We start from the raw sequence: 21,457 nt of genomic DNA, 5'->3' as shown, positions 1-21,457 counted from the left end.
TGTCGTACGGCGATGTCTCAGCTCCGCGCCGCCACGCGCCCGCCTCTTCCTCCTCCTACGAAGCCGCCGATTCGCTCGCGCAGGGTCCGGGCGTCGAGGCCGTGGGCGGTGAGGTGTTCGGCGACGGTGCCGTAGCGCCGCAGTTCGGCCCGGCCGACGCCGAGGCCGAGAACGCGGTGGGGCACGTCGGCGAGCGCGTCGTTCGCGGCGGTGGTCGAAGTGCCCGCCAGATACGGCTCGACGAGGACGACGTCCGTCCCGGCATCCCACGTGGCCGCGCGCAACGCGTCCGCGTCGAAGGGCCGTACGGTCGTGGCGTACAGGACGGTGACGTCGAGGCCCTCCGTCGCGGCGAGGACGGCGTCGAGCATCGGCCCGACGGCGACGACCACGCCGGAGCGGCCCTCGCGGACGGTGCGGAAGCGCGCGCCGTCGACCGAAAGGGCCTCCGCGTTGGACTGGACGGACAGCCGTACGTACACCTTGTCGTCGCCCGCGGCGACCGCGTGCCGTAGGAGGGTCTCGGCCTCGTCCGGGTGGCCCGGCACGTGCACGGTCCAGCCGTCCAGGGTGTCGAGGAGGGCCACGTCGCCCGGAGCCATGTGCGTGAACCCGCCGGCGGGCCAGTCGAAGGAGGCCGCCGCGCTCACCAGGACCGCGCCGACGTCCTGGTGCCCGAGGTCCAGCTTGACCTGCTCGAAGGGGCGCTCGACGAGGAAACTCGCGAAGGTGTGCACGACCGGACGCATCCCGGTCAGGGCTAGTCCCGCGCCCGCCCCGACGAGGAGTTGCTCGCGGATGCCGACGTTGATCACCCGGTCGGGGTGCCGTAGTCGGGTGTCCGCGAAGCCGTCCATGCCGATCTCGGCGAGGACGACCGCGACCCGTGGGTCCTCGTCGAGCAGCCGGGAGACGACCGGGGCGAAACGGTCACGCATGGTGTCCATGGGGTGCCTTTCTCGATGTGCTGGTGAGGGAGGGGGAGGGGCGATCAGGCGGACTTCGGCTCCACCTGGGCCACGACCACATGCGGTCGGCCGGGGTGCGGCGCGGTGAAGGCGGCGTACAGCGCTTCGTGGTCACGGCCGTCGACCGTCGCCGCGGACCAGCCCGCGGCCTCGAAACGGGCGGCGATACCGCCGGGACGGGCGTGGCTGGCCGAGGAGTTGTCGATGACGACGGTGTGCAGCCGGTCCAGTCCGGCGGGCCCGGCGAACGCGATGGCCTCGTGATTGCTGCCCTCGTCCAGCTCGGCGTCCCCGACCAGCACCCAGACCCGCGGTTCGGTGCGCCCTTGGGCGCGCAGCCCCAGCGCCGTCCCGACGGCGATCGGCAGCCCGTGCCCCAACGACCCGCTGCCGATCTCGACGCCCGGCACCAGCACCCGGTCCGGGTGGTGGCCGAGCGGCGAGTCGTAGGAGCCGAAGCCCGGGAGCCACTCCACCGGCACGAATCCCTTGGCGGCCAGTACGGCGTAGTACGCCATCGGCCCGTGCCCCTTGGACAGCAGGAACCGGTCCCGCTCGGGGTCGTCCATCCGCTCCGGGCCGACCCGTAGCACCCGGTCGTAGAGCACCCACAGCGCGTCCAGCGTCGAGGTCGCCGCCGGGCCGTGTTTCTCGTCGCCGGTCATCAGCCCCATGAGGCGGGGCAGGTCGCCGTGTGTGTACGGACGGCTGTGTTCCGTGGTTGTCGTCGTCATGGGGACGATCGTGCAACCTCAACCAAACTTCAGGTCAAGCGCTGCCGGGGGCGCGACCGGAAGCCGGCCCAGAATAAAGACGGGCGCGATCACCGACGCGAGTGCGGTATTGTTTCCATGCGCGTTCAACCAGGGGAAACCCCAGGTCAGACGGGCAACGGGACGTGGCGCAGCTTGGTAGCGCACTTGACTGGGGGTCAAGGGGTCGCAGGTTCAAATCCTGTCGTCCCGACTCTTCGGAGTCGTAGACAAGAAGTCGTAGGTCAGGGCCGCTTCAGAGGAGATCTGAAGCGGCTTTTCCGTTTGTGCGGTCGATTCTCGCCGGGTTGTCCCCTGTGCGTTCTTCGGATGACGTACTTCCTGCGATGATCTCCGCGCGGTTCATCCTCGGCGATCAGACGGTCCCGGGGGCGCGATCGGCCCTACCGCTTTGAGCGTACGCAGCACCGGTGCCGTCTCCAGGGTGCTGATCGCCTTGACCGCGCCCAGGCCGTGGGTGAGGTAGTGGTACAGCGCGGCGCTGTCCGGGCACAGGGCGTGTGCCACGAGATTGGTGGGGCCGGTGGTGTGGGCCACGAAGGCCAGCTCGTCATGGCGGGACAGGGACTCCGCCACCTCGTCGAGATGAGCCGGGGCTACCGCCATCCACAGCAGGACCTTGACGCTCCCGCCCAGCAGGACGGGGTCGATCTCTATGTCGAAGAAGATCGCCCCGCAGGCGCGCAGGTGATCCAGCCGTCGTGAGACCGTCGCCGGTGACCAGCCGGTGCCGGCGGCGAGTTCCGCGACGGCGGCCCGCCCGTCCCGCCGCAACGCGTCCATCAGGGCGTGGTCCGCGGGGGACAGCTGGACCTGGCGGTGGTGGCCGGGGGGCCTCGTCTCGCCGTACCCGGTGAACGTCCTTCCGCCCAGCATGCGTTGCTGACGCGGGGTCAGCGTGTTGGCGCTCATGCGCCACGGGGTGCGCCAGCCCAGGTAGGTGTGCAGCAGGTGGTGGGCGGAGACGGCCGTGAGACCCACACTCGGCGGCAGTTCGCGCAGGAGCAGGGAGTGGCCGTGTGCCGTGCCCAGGGGGGTCTCCAGCACGGCGACGATCTCGGTGCCCCCTCCGGTGAGGTACACCCATGAGGTGTCCGGGCGGCGCACCAGAGCGTGCGCGAGGTCCAGGGCGGTCTCGGGGGCGGCGGTGAGGCGCAGCAGCCATTGCTCGTGGCCTGTCAGTTGAGGGTCGGGCAACCCGACGACCCGCAGAGCAGCCTGCTCGCGGAGCCGGTCGTAGCGGCGGGAGACCGTCTGCGGGGACACCGCCAGCACGGCAGCCAGCTGGGCGAAGGAGGCGCGTCCGTCGATGTGCAGCGCGTGGATCAGGGCGCGGTCGAGTTCGTCGAGCATTCGCACACCATCCTTCACGCACCCTGCGGGGCAGGATGAAACACGGCCGCCGACGGGGAGGGGGAAGCTGCTCCCCCGTCGGCGGGGGCGGTGGGGATTCACCGCCACGGGCGACGGAACCGGTGTCAGTCCCTGATCACCGACTTGCACCGCATGAGGAACTCGGCGAGGTAGCCGTCGTGCGGCAGTCCGGAGTCCATCCAGTACGTCGGGTGCTTCCCCACGTACACGTTGCTGATCGAGGGTTCCTCCACCAGCTCGGCCACCAGCCGGTCGTCGTGTGTGACCGCGGTCAGGACCAGGCTGTCGCGCAGAGGTGCGAGGCCCGCCGCACGCGTCCAGGGCGCCACCCACACGCAGGGGAAGGGCAGTTCCACGACGGCCTGCGGAGCGTCGGGCCGGTCGAGCTGGTGGACCGCGGCGCGCAGTACGGCGCTGCCGTCGCCGAGTTCGTCCCGTATGCCGTCGCCGCCGAGCCACGGCGTGGTGCCGGCCGCCCGGTGCAGGAGATGGGCTTCGAGTGCCTTGGCGGTGGCCAGTGGCTGGACGGGGAAGACCGCTGCCGGATCTTCCGGGGGCAGGCTCGGGACGGCGGCCAGGCGTTCGGCGAGCGCGGCGCACAGCGGGGCGGGATCACCCTCCACGAAGACGGCCGTCGTGTTGACGCAGCCCGTGCCTCCGTGACCGCTCACCGAGTCGACGATCATGTCGAGGTGTTCCCGCCAGTCCATCTCCCGGGTCAGCAGGATCTTCGACCGGCCAGGACCCTGCGGCAGCACCGAGGGGTCGCCCGCGTACTTGCGCACCACCTCCTCGCCCCCGTACACCAGCCCGAGATCGGAGCCCCGCAACAGGGCGTCGGCCGTCGTGTGGTCGGTCGGCAGGAGTGCCACCTGGTCGTCGCCGAAGCCGGCCGCGCGCAGAGCCGTGACCAGTCGGTGCGGGGTGAACGGCTCACGGCGGGACGGCCGTACGGCGACGCGGTAGCCCAGCGCGAGTGCCTCCGGCCACAGGCTGTGCGGTCCGGGATGGTTGCCGGCCGCGTGCACCCCGAACACGTTCCCGCGCCGCACCCACACCGCGCGCCCGGTGCGGGTCAGCGGATCGTCCCACCGGTGCACCGCACCGGTCGGCCTGGCGTGCTCCACGCTGTAGTGGGCTTTGCGCAGCCGTGCCGCAATGGCTGTCGCGGTGGCCCGCACGACGGAGATCGGTGTTCCGCCGACCCGGCTGACCCGGTGGGCGTACTCATCGGGTGTCAGGTCGCCCAGGGTGGCGGTGGCGAAGAGGTCGGCGGCCCGGCCGATCATGCCGATCCGCTCGTCGGGTGGGGGAGTGCTGGCCCGCCGCATGGCCTTCATCGTGCGATCGACGAACAGGGCGGGTACGAGGCTGAGTTCGGCACTCTCCCGGCCCGCCACGTCGGACACGGCCAGGCGGTTGCGTGCCCGGTAGGGTCCTCGGGGCCCCAGGGCGTCGAGCGGGACCACGTCGGAACGGGGCCCGGTCATCAGTACACACCCTCGATCACGGCCTCGTTCTCGAAGGTCGTCACCGGCGCGATGTCGGCCACGGCGTCGCCCACGCGTCCGGTGAGCGGTTCGATCCGGGTCGCGGTGTCCCGCTCCAGGTTGTTGGGCAGGAAGAACGACTTGCTGACGTGATGCACGAGGACGCGGCCCCGATCCCCGTAGCCGACCGGGCGCAGTGTCTCCGGGTCGACGACGGAGAACGTGACGTACGGGCTGTACGGGTCGAAGACACAGCCGGCGTCGTCCGGCAGGCCCGGGCGTTCGCCGGCGAAGCCGAGGATCATGGTGCTGCCGTAGTTCCCGCACAGAACGACATCGGGGAAGATCTCGGTCTTGTAGAGGTGGCGCGAGTCGGGGTCCAGTTGGGTTCCGCCCCAGCGGATCGCCCGGACCTTCTCGTTGACCAGCTCGGTCAAGTCGTCCCGGCGGGCGACGCGTTCGAGCAGCGGGGGAGTGATCGTCAGCACGCCGATGTCCTGGGTGCGCAGCACGAACGCCGCCTGGTCGACGAGGTGTTCGGCGTAGGCGTCCGCGTCGGCCCGGCGGCCCGAGGCGATCAGTTTCTTCACCCACCGAGGGTCGAGGTCGAGGGTGAACCCGTACCGTCCGTGGGTGGCCGCGGACCTGCGGAAGTACTCGCCGACGATGTGCGGGCCGCTGGGCACGAGGCCGAGCCAGTCGGCACCCCGCTCGAAGCCGTGGGCGTCGAGGTTGAGGTTGCTCCAGTGGAGCATCCGCTCCAGCCAGTCCCGCAGCAGGACGACGCGCTTCGGCGCCCCGGTGGTGCCGCCGCTCTCGAACACCCCTATGACGTCCGGCGATCGGCCGTACCCGCGCGGTACGAGGTCCTGGGCGCGTACGTCCCGCAGCTCGGCCGCCATGTTCGGGAACAGGGTGAGGTCGTCGTGGGTCCTGACGTCGGTGAGTGGATCGAACGGCAGGCTCTTGGCCCGCTCCAGCCAGAACGGTGACCCCGTCTCCGGGCCGAAGTGCCACGCCATGGCGGCTCGGATGAGCTCGTCCGGCTCCGGCGGGACGTCGATGGGAAGGTCGAGGACCTCGGTTGCAGCTCGCGACACTGGGACTCCTGACTCGGTTGGCAAGCGGGGCGGTTGGGCCGCTACAGCTCGACGACGACGGCACCGACGTGCCGTCCCTCGATCACCTCCAGCAGGGTCCGCGGCGCGTTCTCGATGCCCTTGACGCGCACATGGGGGAAGGTGATCTTCCCGGCCCTGAGCCACGCACCGAAACGCTCGGTCCACTCGTCCTTGTCGTCGTAGTCGTCGGAGCTGAAGCCGCGCATCTCGATGCGCTTGTGGATGAGCGGCAGCGAGTCCAGCTCGACGGGGGCCGTGGTTCCGGTGCCCTCCGGTGCCAACTGCCCGGACAGCGCGCCGATGAGCACGAACCGGGCGCCCGGGCGCGCCGCGTCGACGGCCGCTCGCAGTTGTTCTCCGCCGACGTTGTCGAAGTAGACGTCGATGCCGTCGGGTGCCGCCTTCGCCAGCTGCTCGGCGAGCGGTCCCGCGCCGCGGACCACCACGTCGTCGTAGCCGAGTTCGGTCCGCAGCCGGTCGGCCTTCTCCTGCGAACCGGCGCTGGCGATGACCCGCCCGGCGCCCAGCTGCCGGGCGATGAGGCCGGCCATCGAACCGATGCCGCTGCCCCCGGCGGAGACGAACACGGTGTCTCCGGGGCGGAGTTCGACCCCGCGGGTGAGTGCCGCGTACGCCGTCCAGCCCTGCTGGAGGTGAGCGACCGGATCCGGCAGGACCGTGCGGTCCAGCCGGGTGCACTCGGCTTCCGGTACGACGGCGTACTCACGCCAGCCGAGCCAGTGCGAGACCAGGTCGCCCGCCCCGAGGCCGCTGCCCTCCGGCGCTTGGACCACCTCGCCGATCGCCGCGCCGACGAGGGTGTCACCGGCGTCGAGCACGGGGAACGGGGTGTCCTGGGTCGCACCCGCGATGAGGATGCGCAGGGTGGCGAAGACGTGGAAGAAGAGGTTGCGTACCAGCACCTCGCCCTCCCCTGGCGGTACGACAGGGGTCTCGACCACACCGAAATGCTCCGGACGGGGCAGCCCGGTCGGCTTGGTGAGGAGGCGGACTTCTCTCTGGGTGGCGGGCACTACGGCCATGCGCGCTCCTGAACAGGATGAACGTGACGGGGTCGAGCCCCGGAACGCCGGTGGCGGCCGGGGAACCCCAGCGTGAAGTGATCACGTGCGGCCGCTCCAGTGACGGCGGTGGACTGGAGCATTTCTTCCATCGGGAGGGCCCTGTTGAAGGAACCTGACACCGCATGCCCGGCCCCAGGTCCGGACGACGGTGCCGCGGACGTCGTACTCCCACCCGGTGGGCGTGTGGGAAATCGACTCCAGGGGTGGCACCGGTGGAAGGAATCCACCAAGTCCCCGCTCTGGCTGGAGCACCCCTTCTCCTCGCCGCCACGCTCAGTGGTGGTCGGCCCCGAAGCTCGCTCGCCGAGGTCGGGCCGGCGTGTCGACAACGGTGGAGAGGAATCCCCTGATGACTGCTGAGCGTGTGTTGTCGCCGAACCCCACGGCGTACCGATGGCGGTGGCTGGCGCTCACCGCCCTGCTGCTCGGTGAGGCGATGAACCTGTTGGACGCGACCATCGTGCAGGTCGCCGCACCGAAGATCCATGCCGATCTGGGCGGGTCGGTCTCCGACATCCAGTGGTTCACGACCGCCTACACCCTGCCGTTCGCGGTGCTGCTGATCACCGGCGGCCGGCTCGGTGACATCGCCGGACGCAAGCGGCTGTTCGTCATCGGTGTCACCGGGTTCATGGTCGCGTCCGCCGCCTGCGCCGCGGCGCCCACCGTCGGGCTCCTGATCACCTTCCGGGTGGTGCAGGGAGCCGCGGCGGCGGTGATCATTCCGCAGACCATCGGCCTGATCAAGACGATGTTCGCCGGTCCCGAGATGTCCAAGGCCCTGGGCAGCATCGGGCCGGTGATGGGTCTGGCCGCCGTGTGCGGGCCGGTGCTGGGCGGCGTACTCACCCACGCCGACCTGTTCGGTTCCTCGTGGCGCGCGGCGTTCCTGGTGAACGTCCCCGTGTCGGTCGTCGTCCTCGCGATCGCGCCCAAGCTGATGGAGAACCGCGCCCCCAAGCGGCCCGGCCTCGACGTGACCGGCACGTTGCTGGCCATGGCCGGCATCGGTCTTGTCGTCTACCCGCTGATCGGCGCCGACCTGACCGCCCTGTCGGGGTGGAGCTGGGCGGCCATGGTGGCCGGGCTGTGCCTGATGGCGCTGTTCGCGGTGCACCAGCGGCAGGTGGCCGCCACCGGACGCAGCCCGCTGGTGGAGCCGAGTCTGTTCGCCCACCACGGGTTCCCGGCCGCACTGGTGACGTCGATGTCCTTCTTCGCCGTCACGAACGGTCTGATGATGGTCATCGTGCTTCAGCTCCAACTCGGTCTGGGCACGGACGTGTTGAAGGCGGGTCTGACCCTCGCTCCGTGGTCGGTGGGCCTGGCCGTCGCCTCCTGGGTGGCCGGCGCACACCTGGTCAGGCGCTACGGACACCGCATGATGTCCCTCGGGCTGGCGGTTCTGCTGGTCGGTGCGCTTGCCGCCATCGCCGTCTACCACACGGCGGACGCGCACAAGTACCCGACGGCGCTGCTGTTCGCGCTCGCGGTCGTCGGGCTCGGAGTCGGCCTGTTCAGTCCGGCGTTCTTCACCATCGCGCTCAAGCCGCTCCAGCCGCAGGAGATCGGCTCGGCCGCCGGTCTGCTGAACGCGGTCCAGCAACTGGGCGCCACGCTCGGGGTGGCGGTCCTCGGCAGTGTCTACCTCGGCAGCGCGGGTGACGGCGGGGCCCGGGCCGCCCTGCACGCCGTCCAGCTCGCCTTCTGGGTCGCCGTGGCGCTGGTGGTGGTCAGCTTCGCGGCCAGCCGGATGATGGTCGACAAGAACGCTCCGGCCGACGCGGGATCCGGGCACTAGCGGAGCGATGTCCCGCGGGGTGTGTGCGGCGGCCTCCGGGCCGCCGCTTCGGCGTGCCGGTGGCTGGTGGGCCACAGACCGTCAGATCCGTGTACGGGCAGGGGCCGGGGGGATTCTGGTGCGGGCCAGATCGGTGATGATGGGGCTCGACGCCTTGAGGTTCTGAAGGACCGGGCTGGTCTCGAGGGTGTGGATGGCGTCCAGGGAGCCCAGCCGCCGGGCCAGGTAGTGGTGCAGGTCGGCGGGGTCGCGGCACAGGGCCTGAGCCACCAGGTTGGTGGGGCCCGTGGTCGCGGCGACGTAGGCCAGTTCGTCGTGGCCGGCCAGTGTCGTCGCCACGTTCTCGAGTTGCGCCGGGCTCACCGACATCCACAGCAGCGCCCTGGTGTTGGCACCGAAGTGGCCGGTGTCGACCTCGACGTCGAAGAAGATGGCGCCGCCCGCCTGCAGATCGGCGAGCCGGCGCGCCACGGTGACCGGGGACCAGCCCGTCTCCTGCGCCAGTTCCGCGTGTGTGGCCCGGCCGTCCTTCTGGAGAGCGACCAGTAAGCCCGCGTCGGCCTCGGTGAGTTGGCGCGGTACGGGCACGTACGAGGTGTCGGTCGCGTCGTGCTCGCGCAGGACGCGTTGCTGCGCCTCGTCCAGTGTGTCGGCGCTGCGGCGCCAGTTCGTCGGACCGCCGAGGTAGGTGTGCAGGATGCAGTGCGCGGACACCGCGGTGATGTTGCTGGTACGCGGGATGTCGCGCAGCAGCAGGGAGTTGCCCGCGTCGGCCTCGGTCGGCGCGTGGATGATCGCGACGATCTCGGTGCCGCCGGACGTGAGTTTCACCCACGACGTGTCCCGGCGGCGTACGAGCGCGTAGGCCAGGTCCTGAGCGGAACTCGCCGCCGCGGTGAGCCGGACGAGCCACTGCGTCTGACCCGCCTGATGGGGGTCCGGAAGTCCCACGACCCGCAGGGAGGCCTCGGTGCGCAGTCGGCGGTAGCGACGGGCGACGGTCTGCGGTGAGACGTCGAGGGCGGCGGCGATCTGGCTGAAAGGTGCGCGGCCGTCGATGTGCAGCGCGTGGATCAGGGCACGGTCCAGGTCATCCAGCATGCACACATCCTTCAATGAGGCCCTGCTCCGTGGAATAAACTTGAAGATAACGCAGAGCACGCTACCATCGCAGCCGTAAGGTCCCACAGAATTCCATCAGGTCAACCGCTCGGGCTGAGATGCACGGGCGTAGCGGGGGCATGTACAGCGAACGGGTGGGCTGTCTTCCATCCTCTTTTCGCGCCCCTTCCGCCAGGAAATAGTCAGCAATTTTTACGGATGCCCACGGTCGACGATCTACCTGCGTAGACCGTTCCTTTCCGTTGAATTGAACTCGTCTTGGGGAGGATTTTATGGTGGAGCTGAAGACACCTTCCGTCGGGGTCGGACAGACAGCGCTCTTCACCGCCTGGATGCGGCAACTGGAAAGCGAGCGTCCGGATGGGTTGTTCCGGGACCCGCTGGCCGCCGCGATGCTGTCGGCGCTGGCCGAGGACCCGGTGCTGGGTGAGGTGGCCGAGGTGATCAAGCAGACCCACAACAGCGCCGCCGGCTTCCCGACGTACTTCGCGGTGCGCACGCGGTTCCTCGACGACGAGATCCTCGCGGGGGTCGGCACCGGGATCCGTCAGGTCGTCACGCTCGCCGCGGGGGTGGACGGCCGTACCGTACGGCTCGCCCTGCCTGCCGGGACCCGGTGGTTCGAGGTGGAGCTGCCGGAGATGACGCGGTTCAAGGACGCCCTCATCGCCCGCTCCGGACTGCCCCTGGCGTGCGAGCGCCACGGCGTGGCCGCTGATCTGCGCGAGGACTGGCAGTCCCACCTGCGTGCGGCGGGCTTCGACCCGCGGCAGCCGACGGTCTGGCTGGTCGAGGGTCTGCTGATGTACCTGACCGACGCGGCCGGGGAGTCCCTCCTGGCCGGCGTCACCGAACTGTCCGCGCCGGGGAGCCGGCTCATGCTGGAGCACCTCAAGGCGGCCATGCTCCAGGAGGAGGGCAGGCCCGTGCGTGAGCGGGTCGAGGAGCAGGGTGCCAAGTGGCTCTCCGCCCGCGACGACATCGAGGAGTGGCTCGGCGGCCACGGATGGCGGGCCCGCGTGTACGCGGGGGACGACGCGCGGATCGGTCACGGGCGCACGGTCGCCCCGCTTCCTTCCTGTTGGCTGGCGGCCGCGGAACTCTGAGGGAACTCCCGGGTGCGCGGCCGGTAATTCGGAATTCCCTATTCCGTTGCCGGTTGCCTCATTTCTCGCCACGCCGCCCCCATGTTGGCCGAGACATTGCCCGCCGTGCGGGTTTGGCCTAGTCGCACTACGGGGATACCGCCGGGTATGATCGCGCGCAGTGTATTTTCCTGCGGTTCATCTCCCTGTTAATCGGAGCGGCTCGGCGACGGATCTCGGCCTCATTGCACGCTGCTTGCCGAAAGTCTTTTTCCCGTGGCCCGGAACGAGAGATCCACGGCCGACACGGAGCTCTTCTCGCCGGCGCGACCGGGAAATCAGCCCCGTCACCTGCCTCACGGACAGCAGAGGAATCGCATGTCTGACGACACCGCACGCCCGCATGATCCCAAGGAGCCCGGTGCCCGCGGCGGCCACTGTGTGGTTCTCGGAGCCAGCATCGCCGGTCTCTTCGCCGCCAGGGTGCTGTCCGACACCTTCGACCGCGTCACCGTGGTCGACCGGGACGCCCTCCCGGCGACGGACGAGAACCGGCGCGGCGTGCCGCAGGGGCGGCACGCCCACGCGATCCTGCCCGCCGGCACCCGTGGGCTCCAGGAGATGTTCCCCGGACTGCTGGAGGAGTTCGAGGCGGGCGGGGTCCCCGTCGTCCGGGAACCCACCGAGATGTACTTCGCGCCGGGCGGTCACCTCTTGTGCCAGGAGGGCCGTTACGCGGACCCCACGCCCACCTACCAGCCGACCCGGCCTCAGCTGGAGGGACAGATCCGGGCGCGGGTGAGGGAGTTGCCGGGTGTGGAGATCATCGACCGGTGCGAGGCCGCGGGGTTGCTCGGCGGGTCGGACGGATCCCGTGTCGCCGGTGTCCGGGTCGTGGAGCGCGAAGGCGGTGCGGAACGGGAGTTGACGGCCGACCTCGTCGTCGACGCGACCGGACGCGGCGGACGTACCACCCGCTGGCTGGCCGACCTCGGCTACGAACCTCCGGGTGAGGACAGGATCGCCGTCGACATCAAGTACGTCAGCCGCACCCTGCGTCTCGCGCCGGGCACCCTCGGCCGCCGCAAGGTGGTCATCGTGGGAGCCACACCGGGCCGGCCGACAGGTGCGACCTTCCTCCAGCACGAGGAGGACCGCTGGATGCTCACCCTGATCGGCTACGGCGGCCACCATCCGCCGACCGACCCCGCCGACTTCCTGGAGTTCGCCAAGCCCATCGTGCCGTCCGACGTCTTCGAGGCACTGTGCGCCGCCGAACCTCTCGACGACCCGGTGGCCCATCGCTACCCGGCGAGTGTGCGCCGCCGCTACGAACGGCTGGAGAGGTTTCCCGAGGGGCTGATCGTCTTCGGCGACGCGATCTGCAGCTTCAACCCGGTCTACGGCCAGGGGATGTCGGTGGCCGCGCTCCAGGCCGCCGCCCTGCGGGAGTGTCTCGGCCGGGGGCGCGACCGGCTGCCGTACCGCTTCTTCCGGGCCGCCGCCCGGAAGATCGAGGTGGCCTGGCAGATGGCCGTCGGCAGTGACCTGGCCCTTCCTCAGGTCGAGGGGGACCGGCCGCTCCCGGTACGGCTGACCAACGCCTACTTCGAGCGGCTCCTGAACGCGGCGGAGCGGGACCCCGCGCTCACCCAGGAGTTCGTCAAGGTCAGTTCCCTGCTCTCCTCACCCCTCATCCTCCTCAACCCGCTCACCGTCGGCAGGGTCGTGCTCGGCAACCTGCGCCGCCCCGTCGGTCCGCGCTGAGCCACCGAACTCCCGAAAACACGGTCGAAAAGCACGGCGCGTAATTGAGTCCTGCCAATTTTCGGCGGTCCGGATTCTCGGCGAATCGGAAATAGTCACCCTTGACTTCCGGGATTTCGGGCCCCTAGCGTTCCACCTGTCGAGAAACGCGAAAGGAATGATTCGGAATGTCGAATTCCGTGCTCCCTGTCGATTCGGTCACCAGTGAAGAACTGATTCCCGACCGTGCGGAACTCGTCGCGCGGGCCGAAGGTCTGCGGGAACTCCTGTGGACGGACGCCGCCGAATGCGAACGAGAGCGGCGGATATCCGACCGGGTCGTCACCGCCATGACGGAGGCCGGACTGCTGCGGCTGCAGACACCGCGGCGGCTCGGCGGCTACGCGACGGACATGCGCACCCTGCTCGACGTCGCCACCACGCTCGGCCGGGGCTGCCCCTCCGCCGCCTGGATCGCCGGCGTCCTCAACGCCGGCAACTTCATGGCCGCCCTGTTCCCGGCCGCGGCCGGCGACGAGATCTGGGGAGAGGCCCCGGACGCCCGGTGCGCACTGGTCCTCGGGCTGCCCTCACCGGCCGTCGAACCGGTCGACGGCGGCATGATCGTCAGCGGCGAGTGGGCGTACGTCTCCGGCTGCCTGCACGCACAGTGGGTCAGCGCGCTGATCGCCGTCCCCACCGACGCGGGCCGGCCCGACGTGCGCTTCGCCCTGATGCCGGCCGACGAGGTCGCCGTCAAGGACACCTGGTACTTCGCCGGAATGCGCGGCACCGGCAGCAACACCGTCGTGGCCGACCGGATCTTCGTACCCGACCACAGGCTGGTGCCGTACCTGCCGATCCTCAACGGCGAGACCGACGGTGTCGTCGATCCCGCGCTGCCCTACCGCAACAGCCTCACCGGCCTGTTCTCGATCGGCTTGATCGGCGCCCTGATCGGTGGTGCCGAGGCGGCCCTCGACTTCGTCCGCGACAAGGGCCCCACCCGCCCCGTCGCCGGTTCCACCTACCGGAACCAGACGCAGTCGCCGACCTTCCAGCTCGACCTCGCCGACGCCACCTCGAAGATCGACATGGCGAAGCTGGTGGCCGCACGCATCGCGGACACCGTGGACGAACTCGCCCGGGCCGGCGTCAACGCCGACCTCACCGTCCGGGCCCGCAACCGGCTGGAGTCCACGCTGGTCGGACGGCTGTGCAGGGAGGCCGTGGACACCCTCCTCACCGCCCACGGCTCGTCCGCCTTCAACGAGTCCAACCCCCTCCAGCGGCTCTGGCGCGACATCAACGTCGGCAGCCGACACGCCGGCTTCGGCATGGGCATCCCCGAGCAGGTCTACGGCCGTGCCCTCGTCGGCGGCGACCCGCGCGACATCAGCTTCATCGTCTGACCCCCGCGCATCCCCCTCATTCCTCGCCCCACCCCAGCAGAGGACACCCATGTCAGAACCTCGAATACCCACCGACCGGACCGAACTGCGCACCCACAACCGGGCCATCGTCGAGCAGTACATGAACACCCGTGGCGAGGACCGGCTCCGGCGCCACCTGCTGTTCACCGAGGACGGTGCCGGCGGCCTGTGGACCACGGAGAGCGGCGAACCGATCGTCATCCGCGGCCGCGACCGGCTGGGCGAGCACGCCGTCTGGTCGCTCAAGTGCTTCCCCGACTGGGTCTGGACCAACGTCGAGATCTTCGACAGCCAGGACCCCGACCGTTTCTGGGTCGAATGCGACGGAGAGGGAAAGATTCTTTTTCCCGGATATCCGGACGGGTACTACCGCAACCACTTCCTGCACTCCTTCCTGTTCGAGGACGGGAAGATAAAGCAGCAGCGCGAGTTCATGAATCCCTGCCAGCAGTTCAAGGCGCTGGGAATAGAAGTTCCGCGCATCGAACGTGAAGGCATCCCCACCTGATCCGCCGGCCTGCACGCACGGTATGCCATGACCCGAACATAAATCCTCTCCGCTTCACGGGGGCACTGTCGTGGGACACGCACTAACCGAAATACAGAGGTCCAAGGCGCTGCAACAGCCCGACTGGCCCGACCTCGCACAGGTCCAGCGGGTACGGGAGATCCTCAGCTCCCGCCCGCCGCTCGTCCGGATCGAGGACGTCCACACCCTCAGGTCGCTGCTCGCCTCCGTCGCGGCGGGGGAGGCGCTCGTGCTCCAGTCGGGAGACTGCGCCGAGGACCCGGAGGAGTGCACGTCCGGGCACGTACGGCGCAAGACCGCCGTGCTCGACCTGCTCGGCACCACCCTGAAGATGCTCACCGGGAAGCCCGTGCTGCGCGTCGGACGGATGGCCGGCCAGTTCGCCAAGCCGCGGTCGAGCGACTTCGAGCAGGTCGGCGACCTGGCGCTGCCCGTCTACCGAGGGCACATGGTCAACAGCCCGGAGCCCGACCCGGAGGCCAGGCGTCCCGACCCGCTGCGGATCCTCACCGGGTACATGGCGGCCTGCGACATCGTGGAACACCTCGGCTGGCGCGCCCCCGCCCTGCGCACCTGGCCGGGCGTCGAACCCCTGGTGTGGACGAGCCACGAGGCGCTCCTGCTGGACTACGAGGTCCCGATGATCCGCGAACTCGGCGACTCCACACGCTGGTTGGGATCCACGCACTGGCCGTGGATCGGTGAGCGCACCCGCCAGCTGGACGGCGCCCACGTCGACCTGCTGGCCGATGTGGTCAACCCGGTCGCCTGCAAGGTCGGCCCGGGCACGACCCCCGAGGAGATCACCTCGCTGTGCGAGCGCCTGGACCCGCTGCGCGAACCCGGCCGCCTCACCCTGGTCTCCCGGATGGGCGCCGACACCGTCGGGGAGCGGCTGCCGACCCTGGTGGCGGCGGTCCGCTCCGCGGGCCACCCGGTGATCTGGCTGTGCGACCCGATGCACGGCAACACCATCACCGCACCGGGCGGCCGGAAGACCCGCCTGCTGACCACCATGGCCCGTGAGGTCCACGACTTCGGCCACGCGGTCGCGGCGGCGGGCGGCGTGGCCGGCGGACTGCACCTGGAGACCACACCGGACGACGTGACGGAGTGCGCCGCGGACGTCTCGGAGCTCGGCCGGATCGGCGAACGGCACACCACCTTCTGCGACCCCCGCCTCAACTCCCGGCAGGCCGTCTCCCTGGTCACGGCATGGGCCGACGCCCTCTGACACGCCCCGCCGACGCGGCCACCCCGCCGCAAAGGAGCTGATCCCATGGCCGGCCTACCCGCCATCACGCCGTACACCCTGCCCACCGCCGGACGCCTGCCCGCGAACGTGGCGGACTGGACCCCGCATCCGGACCGCGCCGTCCTGCTCGTCCACGACATGCAGCGCTACTTCCTCCAGGCACTGCCCGACCCCCTGCGCGGCGAACTCGTCCACAACGCCGCCACCCTGCGCAAGCGGGCCGCCGCCCTCGGCGTCCCCGTGGCCTACACCGCCCAGCCCGGCCGGATGACCGACGAACAGCGCGGACTGCTCAAGGACTTCTGGGGCCCCGGTATGCGCACCGACCCGGCGGACCGCGAGGTGGTGCCCGAACTCGCGCCCACCGAGGAGGACTGGGTGCTCACCAAGTGGCGCTACAGCGCCTTCTTCCGCTCCGACCTGCTCGACCGCATGCGGGCCGCGGGCCGCGACCAACTCGTGCTGTGCGGTGTGTACGCCCATGTCGGCGTCCTGGCCACCGCACTGGAGGCGTTCACCAACGACATCCAGACCTTCCTCGCCGCCGACGCCCTCGGCGACTTCTCCGAGGCCCACCACCGACTGGCCCTGGACTACGCGGCCCAGCGCTGCGCGGTGGTGCTCCCGTCCACGGAGGTGCTCATATGAGCACGCGACACGACCCGGGCTTTCGAACCCCCGGCGACCTGCTCGGCCGCGTACTGAACCTCCAGGCATCCGCCTTCGCCCTCCTGCACCGTCCGGAGACCGGCGTCCCGGACACGGTCGACGTCCTGGTCGGCGACGTGACGCTGCCGGAGACCCTGGCCGACATCCCCCTCACCGATCACCCGACGCCCGGCAGCGCGGGGACCGGGCACGATGTCCTGGTCGTGGCGCCGTACCGGCAGATCACCGAACGCGGCTTCACCGCTCCCGACGACGGCGCGCCCCTCATCGCGCTGTCCGTCACCGAGCAGGACCGGGTCTCGATGCCCGAACTGCTTCTCCGGCTTCCGGACACACCGACCTCCGTGACGGCCCACGGCTTCGACATCGACGACGAGCGGTACGCCGAAACCGTACGCCGCGTCGTCGCGGACGAGATCGGCACCGGGGAGGGCGCCAACTTCGTCGTCAAGCGGTCCTTCCTGGCCGAGATCGGCGACTACTCGCTCCGCGACGCGCTGGTGTTCTTCCGCCGGTTGCTGGAGCGGGAACAGGGCGCGTACTGGACGTTCGTCATCCACACCGGTGACCGCACCTTCGTGGGCGCCACCCCTGAACGGCACATCTCGGTGAGCGGCGGGACCGCGGTCATGAACCCGATCAGCGGCACCTATCGCTACCCGCCGGCCGGTTCCACCCTGGAAGGCGTCACCGAGTTCCTCGCCGACCGCAAGGAGACCGACGAGCTGTACATGGTCGTCGACGAGGAACTGAAGATGATGGCCCGCATCTGCGAGGGCGGCGGCCGTGTCCTGGGCCCCTATCTCAAGGAGATGGCGCGGCTGGCCCACACCGAGTACTTCATCGACGGACGCACCGACCGGGACGTGCGCGAGATCCTGCACGAGACGCTGTTCGCGCCCACGGTCACGGGCAGCCCGCTGGAGAGCGCGGTCCGGATCATCCACAAGTACGAGCCCGAAGGCCGCGGTTACTACAGCGGTGTGGCCGCGCTGATCGGACGGGACGCGAGCGGCGAGCGTGTTCTCGACTCGGCGATCCTCATCCGCACCGCCGACATCGACACCCGCGGCAGGGTGCGGATCGGGGTCGGCGCCACACTGGTCCGGCACTCCGACCCCCTGTCGGAGGTCGCCGAGACCCGGGCCAAGGCGGCCGGCCTCCTCGGCGCCCTGGAGAACGGACGTGCCCAGCGGTACGGCACCCATCCGGACGTCCGCGCGGCCCTGGCACAGCGCAACAGCGGCATCGCCCGGTTCTGGCTCGACGAGAACGCCGGCCGACGGCCCGCGGTGACCGGGCTGGAAGGACTGAGCGCCCTGATCATCGACGCCGAGGACACCTTCACCGCCATGATCGGGCTTCAACTCCGCTCCCTGGGGCTGAAAGTGACGATCTGTCACTTCGACGATCCGTATGCCTTCGGCGACCACGACCTGGTCGTGATGGGACCGGGACCCGGCGACCCCCGAGCGGCCGACGACCCCAAGATCCGCAGCCTGCGCTCCGCGATCGACTGCCTGCTGGCCGAGCAACGGCCCTTCCTCGCCGTGTGTCTGAGCCACCAGGTGCTCAGCCTCGGCCTCGGACTCGGCCTGATCCGCCGGGATGTCCCGAACCAGGGAGTGCAACGCGAGATCGACCTGTTCGGCAGCCGGGAACGCGTCGGGTTCTACAACACCTTCGCCGCCCACAGCGACGAGGACAAGCAGGACATCGCGGGGATCGGTGCCGTGGAGGTGAGCCGTGACCCGGCGACGGGAGAGGTGCACGGACTGCGCGGACCCGGCTTCGCCTCGATGCAGTTCCACGCCGAGTCGGTGCTCACCGTCGACGGTCCGCGCATCCTGGGCCGCACCATCCAGGAGGTGCTCGGCCGTGCGGGTTGACATCGTCTGGTGGGACCTCGACGGAACGCCGCAGACCATCGACTCGCTGCGGGAACACCTTCGGGACGGGGCGGTCGCCGCGTGGAGCGACGTACCGGGTCTGCGGCTGAAGTTCTGGATGGCGGACCGGCAGCACAACCGGTGGGGCGCGGTGATGCTCTGGGAGGCGGACCGCCCCGACGGGCTGCCGCCCAACCGGGCCGCGCAGTTGATCGGGCGCCCGCCCACGCACCGGACCCGCTTCGACGTCGAGGCCACGGTCGAGGGCGCCCACTCGCTGCTCGGACTCGACGGACCAGGGCCCGTGTTCACGGCGACCGCCTGAACAACCGCACCACTACCCGGGGGACACTCACGTGCACGCATACACAGTCGTCGACGCCTTCGCCCGGACTCCCCTCGAAGGCAATCCCGTGGCGGTCTTCTTCGACGCCGCCGACCTGACCACCGAACTGATGCAGCGCATCGCCCGCGAGATGAACCTCTCCGAGGTCACCTTCGTCCTGCCGCCCGAGCAGGGCGGAGACGCCCGCATCCGCATCTTCACCCCCGTCAACGAGCTGCCGTTCGCCGGCCATCCGCTGCTGGGCACCGCGGTGGCGCTGGGACACACGCTCAAGGAGGACCGGCTCCGGCTCGAGACCGCCATGGGCGTCATCCCGTTCGAACTCGCCGACGACGACGGCGTCACGACCGTACGGATGCGACAGCCCGTCCCCACCTGGGAGCCGTACGAGCACCGTGCGGAACTCCTGGCGGCGCTCGGAGTCGGGGAGACCGTCGCGCCCGTGGAGATCTACCGCAACGGCCCCCGGCACGTCCTCGTGGGGCTCCCGAGCGTCACGGAGCTGTCCGCTCTCCGCCCCGATCACCGGGCCCTCGGGCGGTTCCCGGACATGGCGGCCAACTGCTTCGCCGGCGCGGGTGTCCACTGGCGGACCCGTATGTTCTCGCCCGCCTACGGCGTCGTGGAGGACGCGGCGACGGGCTCGGCCGCCGGGCCGCTCGCCATCCACCTGGCCCGGCACCGGCTCGCCGCCTACGGGCAGCACCTGGAGATCCTTCAGGGCGTCGAGATGGGCCGCCCGTCCTTGATGCTCGCCACCGCCGAAGGCACCGGCGGGACCGTCCGGTCGGTCGAGGTCGGCGGCCACGGTGTCGTCGCCGCCCGCGGCACCCTCTACGTCTAGCGAGGAACGCGTGAACAGCAGCCGATTCGAGAGCCTCACCGGCGAAGTCGACCTGGACTTCCCCGAGTACGACCGTCCGCCCGCCGAGCCCATGGGGCTCGTCCACCAGTGGATCAGCGAGGCGACCGCACGCGAGGTGCGCGAACCCCGCGCTCTCGCGCTGGCGACCGCCGACAGCCAGGGACGGGCCTCCAACCGCATCGTCTCCGTCACCGACATCACCGCCCGCGGGCTGGTGTTCGCCAGCCACTCCACCAGCCAGAAGGGCCGGGAGATGGCGGCCACCGGCTGGGCGTCCGGCCTCCTCTACTGGCGCGAGACCGGCCAGCAGCTCATCCTCTCCGGTCCCGTCGCCCAGTCGAGCGACGCCGACTCCGATGCCCTCTGGTCCGGCCGGCCGATCCCCATGCACTCGATGTCCGCGGCCTCCCGGCAGAGCGAACCCCTGCGGGACGTGACCGCCCTGCGCGCCCAGGCGGACCGCCTCGCGGCCCCCGCGACCCCGCTGCCGCGCCCCGCACGCTTCGTCGGATACCTGCTCAGCCCGGTCGCCGTGGAGTTCTGGTGCGCCGACTCGGACCGGCTGCACCGCAGGCTGCGCTACGACCGTCACGACCGAGGATGGCGCACGTGCCGCCTCCAGCCCTGATCCGCCTGCCACCGGAGAGTGATCGCCCCATGAATGGCACAGCAGGCACCACCGGCGCGGCCCTGACCCACGCCATGTCCAGGGTTCCCGGACCGGTGACCGTGGTCACGACCGTCGACGGCACCGGACGGCGCTGGGGTTTCACGGCGACCTCCTTCAGCTCCCTGTCCCTGGACCCGCCCCTCGTCCTGGTCTGCCTGAACAAGACCGCCAGCACCCACACGGCGTTCACGTCCGCAGACCGCTTCCTGGTCAACCTCCTCGCACACGGGCAGGACCAGGTCGCACTCCGCTTCGCCCGGTCCGGCGTCGACCGGTTCGCCGAAGGCGACATGGAGGGGGACATCGTGCCCTGCGAGCTGGGCCTGCCCGGCGCGCCGGGTGCTTGCGCCCGGATCGCCTGCGCGCTGCACGCCGTCCTCGACGGGGGCGATCACAGCATCGTCGTCGGCCGCGTCCTGGACACCCACGTGGACGACGACCGCACTCCGCTCGTCCACTACGACCGGACGTTCACCCACCCGGCCTCCGCGCTCGCCCTGGCGGATCCGCTGCTGTCCCTCCACCTGGCGGACTGGTGAGGACCGGCATGGACACCGTCGTAAAGGTCACCGTCGTCTACTACTCCGCCACCGGCCATGTCGCCGACATCGCCCGGGAGATCGCCGACACGGCCGAGAAGGCCGGCGCCGAGGTCCGGCTCCGCCGGGTGGCGGAACTCGCCCCCCAAGAAGTCGTCGCATCCCAGTCCGCCTGGGCCGCCACCGCGGCGGCGACCGCCGGCATCCCGCTCGCCGCCGTCGAGGACATCGTCTGGGCCGACGCCGTCCTCATGGGTTCTCCGACCCGGTTCGGCAACATCGCCGCCCAGCTCAAGCAGTTCCTCGACACCCTCGGCGGTGCGTGGAGGCGTGGCGAACTGGCCGACAAGGTCTACAGCGGCTTCACCTCCACGGGCAGCCCGCACGGCGGCAACGAGTCCACCCTGCTCGCCCTCATGCAGTCCTTCCACCACTTCGGCGGCATCGTCGTCGCCCCCGGGTTCACCCACCCGGACAAGTTCGTCGACGGCAACCCCTACGGCACCGCCCACCACGATGCCGGCGGCACCGTCCCCGTCGGCGACGTCACCCGCAACGCGGCCCGGGTCCAGGCCGAACGGGTGGTGCGCCTCGCCAAGGCCCTCACGGCCGCCGCCTCCTGACCATCCATCACCCCCCCCAGCAGGGCCGGAGAGCTCCTACTTCCCCCGGGGAGCTCTCCGGCCCGACACCTTCA

At 70.4% G+C, this 21,457-nt stretch carries 20 protein-coding genes and 1 tRNA gene; 14 read left to right on the top strand and 7 right to left on the bottom strand.

Going from position 1 to position 21,457, the window contains the following annotated elements; genetic code table 11:
* Nucleotides 1–17: 17 nt before the first annotated feature.
* Nucleotides 18–947, bottom strand: a complete 930-nt coding sequence (locus tag OG714_RS09245; protein WP_406119843.1) for a transketolase family protein — start codon at nt 945–947, stop codon at nt 18–20.
* 44 nt (nt 948–991) lie between these two features.
* A complete protein-coding gene (locus OG714_RS09240; RefSeq protein ID WP_406119842.1) occupies nt 992–1,702 on the bottom strand; it encodes a transketolase in 711 nt (236 codons plus the stop codon).
* A gap of 158 nt (nt 1,703–1,860) precedes the next feature.
* Between OG714_RS09240 and OG714_RS09235 the strand changes: the two genes are divergently transcribed.
* A tRNA-Pro gene (locus OG714_RS09235) sits at nt 1,861–1,934 on the top strand.
* 149 nt (nt 1,935–2,083) lie between these two features.
* Here the strand turns inward: OG714_RS09235 and OG714_RS09230 are convergent.
* The 4 genes from OG714_RS09230 to OG714_RS09215 form a co-directional block, all read right to left on the bottom strand.
* The gene (locus OG714_RS09230; protein WP_406119841.1) at nt 2,084–3,094 is read right to left on the bottom strand and encodes an Lrp/AsnC family transcriptional regulator; all 1,011 of its coding nucleotides are present in this window, start codon (nt 3,092–3,094) and stop codon (nt 2,084–2,086) included.
* 125 nt (nt 3,095–3,219) lie between these two features.
* Nucleotides 3,220–4,605: an aldehyde dehydrogenase family protein gene (locus OG714_RS09225; protein WP_406119840.1), complete on the bottom strand. Its 1,386-nt coding sequence runs from the start codon at nt 4,603–4,605 to the stop codon at nt 3,220–3,222.
* A complete protein-coding gene (locus OG714_RS09220) occupies nt 4,605–5,705 on the bottom strand; it encodes a phenazine antibiotic biosynthesis protein (protein WP_406119839.1) in 1,101 nt (366 codons plus the stop codon). The genes OG714_RS09225 and OG714_RS09220 overlap by 1 nt, the downstream gene beginning before the upstream one ends.
* A gap of 41 nt (nt 5,706–5,746) precedes the next feature.
* Nucleotides 5,747–6,769, bottom strand: a complete 1,023-nt coding sequence (locus OG714_RS09215; protein ID WP_406119838.1) for an MDR family NADP-dependent oxidoreductase — start codon at nt 6,767–6,769, stop codon at nt 5,747–5,749.
* Between the two features lie 391 nt (nt 6,770–7,160).
* Between OG714_RS09215 and OG714_RS09210 the strand changes: the two genes are divergently transcribed.
* Nucleotides 7,161–8,612 carry an MFS transporter gene (locus tag OG714_RS09210; protein WP_406119837.1) on the top strand — a complete coding sequence of 484 codons (1,452 nt, stop codon included), beginning with the start codon at nt 7,161–7,163 and terminating at the stop codon, nt 8,610–8,612.
* Between the two features lie 81 nt (nt 8,613–8,693).
* Here OG714_RS09210 and OG714_RS09205 read toward each other — a convergent pair whose 3' ends face one another.
* Nucleotides 8,694–9,713 carry an Lrp/AsnC family transcriptional regulator gene (locus tag OG714_RS09205; protein ID WP_406119836.1) on the bottom strand — a complete coding sequence of 340 codons (1,020 nt, stop codon included), beginning with the start codon at nt 9,711–9,713 and terminating at the stop codon, nt 8,694–8,696.
* Between the two features lie 293 nt (nt 9,714–10,006).
* Here OG714_RS09205 and OG714_RS09200 point away from each other — a divergent pair, with 293 nt between their 5' ends.
* The 12 genes from OG714_RS09200 (at nt 10,007) to wrbA (ending at nt 21,383) form a co-directional block, all read left to right on the top strand.
* Entirely contained in the window at nt 10,007–10,840 is an 834-nt protein-coding gene (locus tag OG714_RS09200) for an SAM-dependent methyltransferase (RefSeq protein ID WP_406119835.1), read from the top strand.
* Nucleotides 10,841–11,197: 357 nt separating this feature from the next.
* A complete protein-coding gene (locus OG714_RS09195; protein WP_406119834.1) occupies nt 11,198–12,586 on the top strand; it encodes an FAD-dependent oxidoreductase in 1,389 nt (462 codons plus the stop codon).
* A gap of 167 nt (nt 12,587–12,753) precedes the next feature.
* Complete coding sequence (locus OG714_RS09190) at nt 12,754–13,977, top strand: acyl-CoA dehydrogenase family protein (RefSeq protein ID WP_406119833.1); 1,224 nt, start codon at nt 12,754–12,756, stop codon at nt 13,975–13,977.
* 49 nt (nt 13,978–14,026) lie between these two features.
* Nucleotides 14,027–14,506, top strand: coding sequence for a PhzA/PhzB family protein (locus OG714_RS09185; RefSeq protein ID WP_406119832.1), 480 nt, complete (start codon nt 14,027–14,029; stop codon nt 14,504–14,506).
* A gap of 70 nt (nt 14,507–14,576) precedes the next feature.
* Nucleotides 14,577–15,761: a 3-deoxy-7-phosphoheptulonate synthase gene (locus OG714_RS09180; protein ID WP_406119831.1), complete on the top strand. Its 1,185-nt coding sequence runs from the start codon at nt 14,577–14,579 to the stop codon at nt 15,759–15,761.
* A gap of 45 nt (nt 15,762–15,806) precedes the next feature.
* A complete protein-coding gene (locus tag OG714_RS09175) occupies nt 15,807–16,430 on the top strand; it encodes an isochorismatase family protein (protein WP_406119830.1) in 624 nt (207 codons plus the stop codon).
* Nucleotides 16,427–18,340 (top strand): anthranilate synthase family protein, encoded by a 1,914-nt coding sequence (locus tag OG714_RS09170; protein ID WP_406119829.1) that lies wholly within the window; start codon nt 16,427–16,429, stop codon nt 18,338–18,340. The genes OG714_RS09175 and OG714_RS09170 overlap by 4 nt, the downstream gene beginning before the upstream one ends.
* Nucleotides 18,330–18,665, top strand: coding sequence for a hypothetical protein (locus OG714_RS09165; RefSeq protein ID WP_406119828.1), 336 nt, complete (start codon nt 18,330–18,332; stop codon nt 18,663–18,665). The genes OG714_RS09170 and OG714_RS09165 overlap by 11 nt, the downstream gene beginning before the upstream one ends.
* Nucleotides 18,666–18,696: 31 nt before the next feature.
* Entirely contained in the window at nt 18,697–19,530 is an 834-nt protein-coding gene (locus OG714_RS09160) for a PhzF family phenazine biosynthesis protein (RefSeq protein ID WP_406119827.1), read from the top strand.
* A 10-nt stretch (nt 19,531–19,540) separates the two neighbouring features.
* Complete coding sequence (gene phzG, locus OG714_RS09155; RefSeq protein ID WP_406119826.1) at nt 19,541–20,179, top strand: phenazine biosynthesis FMN-dependent oxidase PhzG; 639 nt, start codon at nt 19,541–19,543, stop codon at nt 20,177–20,179.
* A gap of 29 nt (nt 20,180–20,208) precedes the next feature.
* Entirely contained in the window at nt 20,209–20,760 is a 552-nt protein-coding gene (locus tag OG714_RS09150; RefSeq protein WP_406119825.1) for a flavin reductase family protein, read from the top strand.
* Between the two features lie 8 nt (nt 20,761–20,768).
* A complete protein-coding gene (gene wrbA, locus OG714_RS09145) occupies nt 20,769–21,383 on the top strand; it encodes an NAD(P)H:quinone oxidoreductase (RefSeq protein ID WP_406119824.1) in 615 nt (204 codons plus the stop codon).
* Nucleotides 21,384–21,457 lie beyond the last annotated feature (74 nt).

The organism is Streptomyces sp. NBC_00989, assembly GCF_045162655.1.
GTDB lineage: Bacteria > Actinomycetota > Actinomycetes > Streptomycetales > Streptomycetaceae > Streptomyces.
The sequence above is the reverse complement of the archived record's forward strand: the minus strand, read 5'-3'. Positions and strand labels throughout refer to the sequence as shown.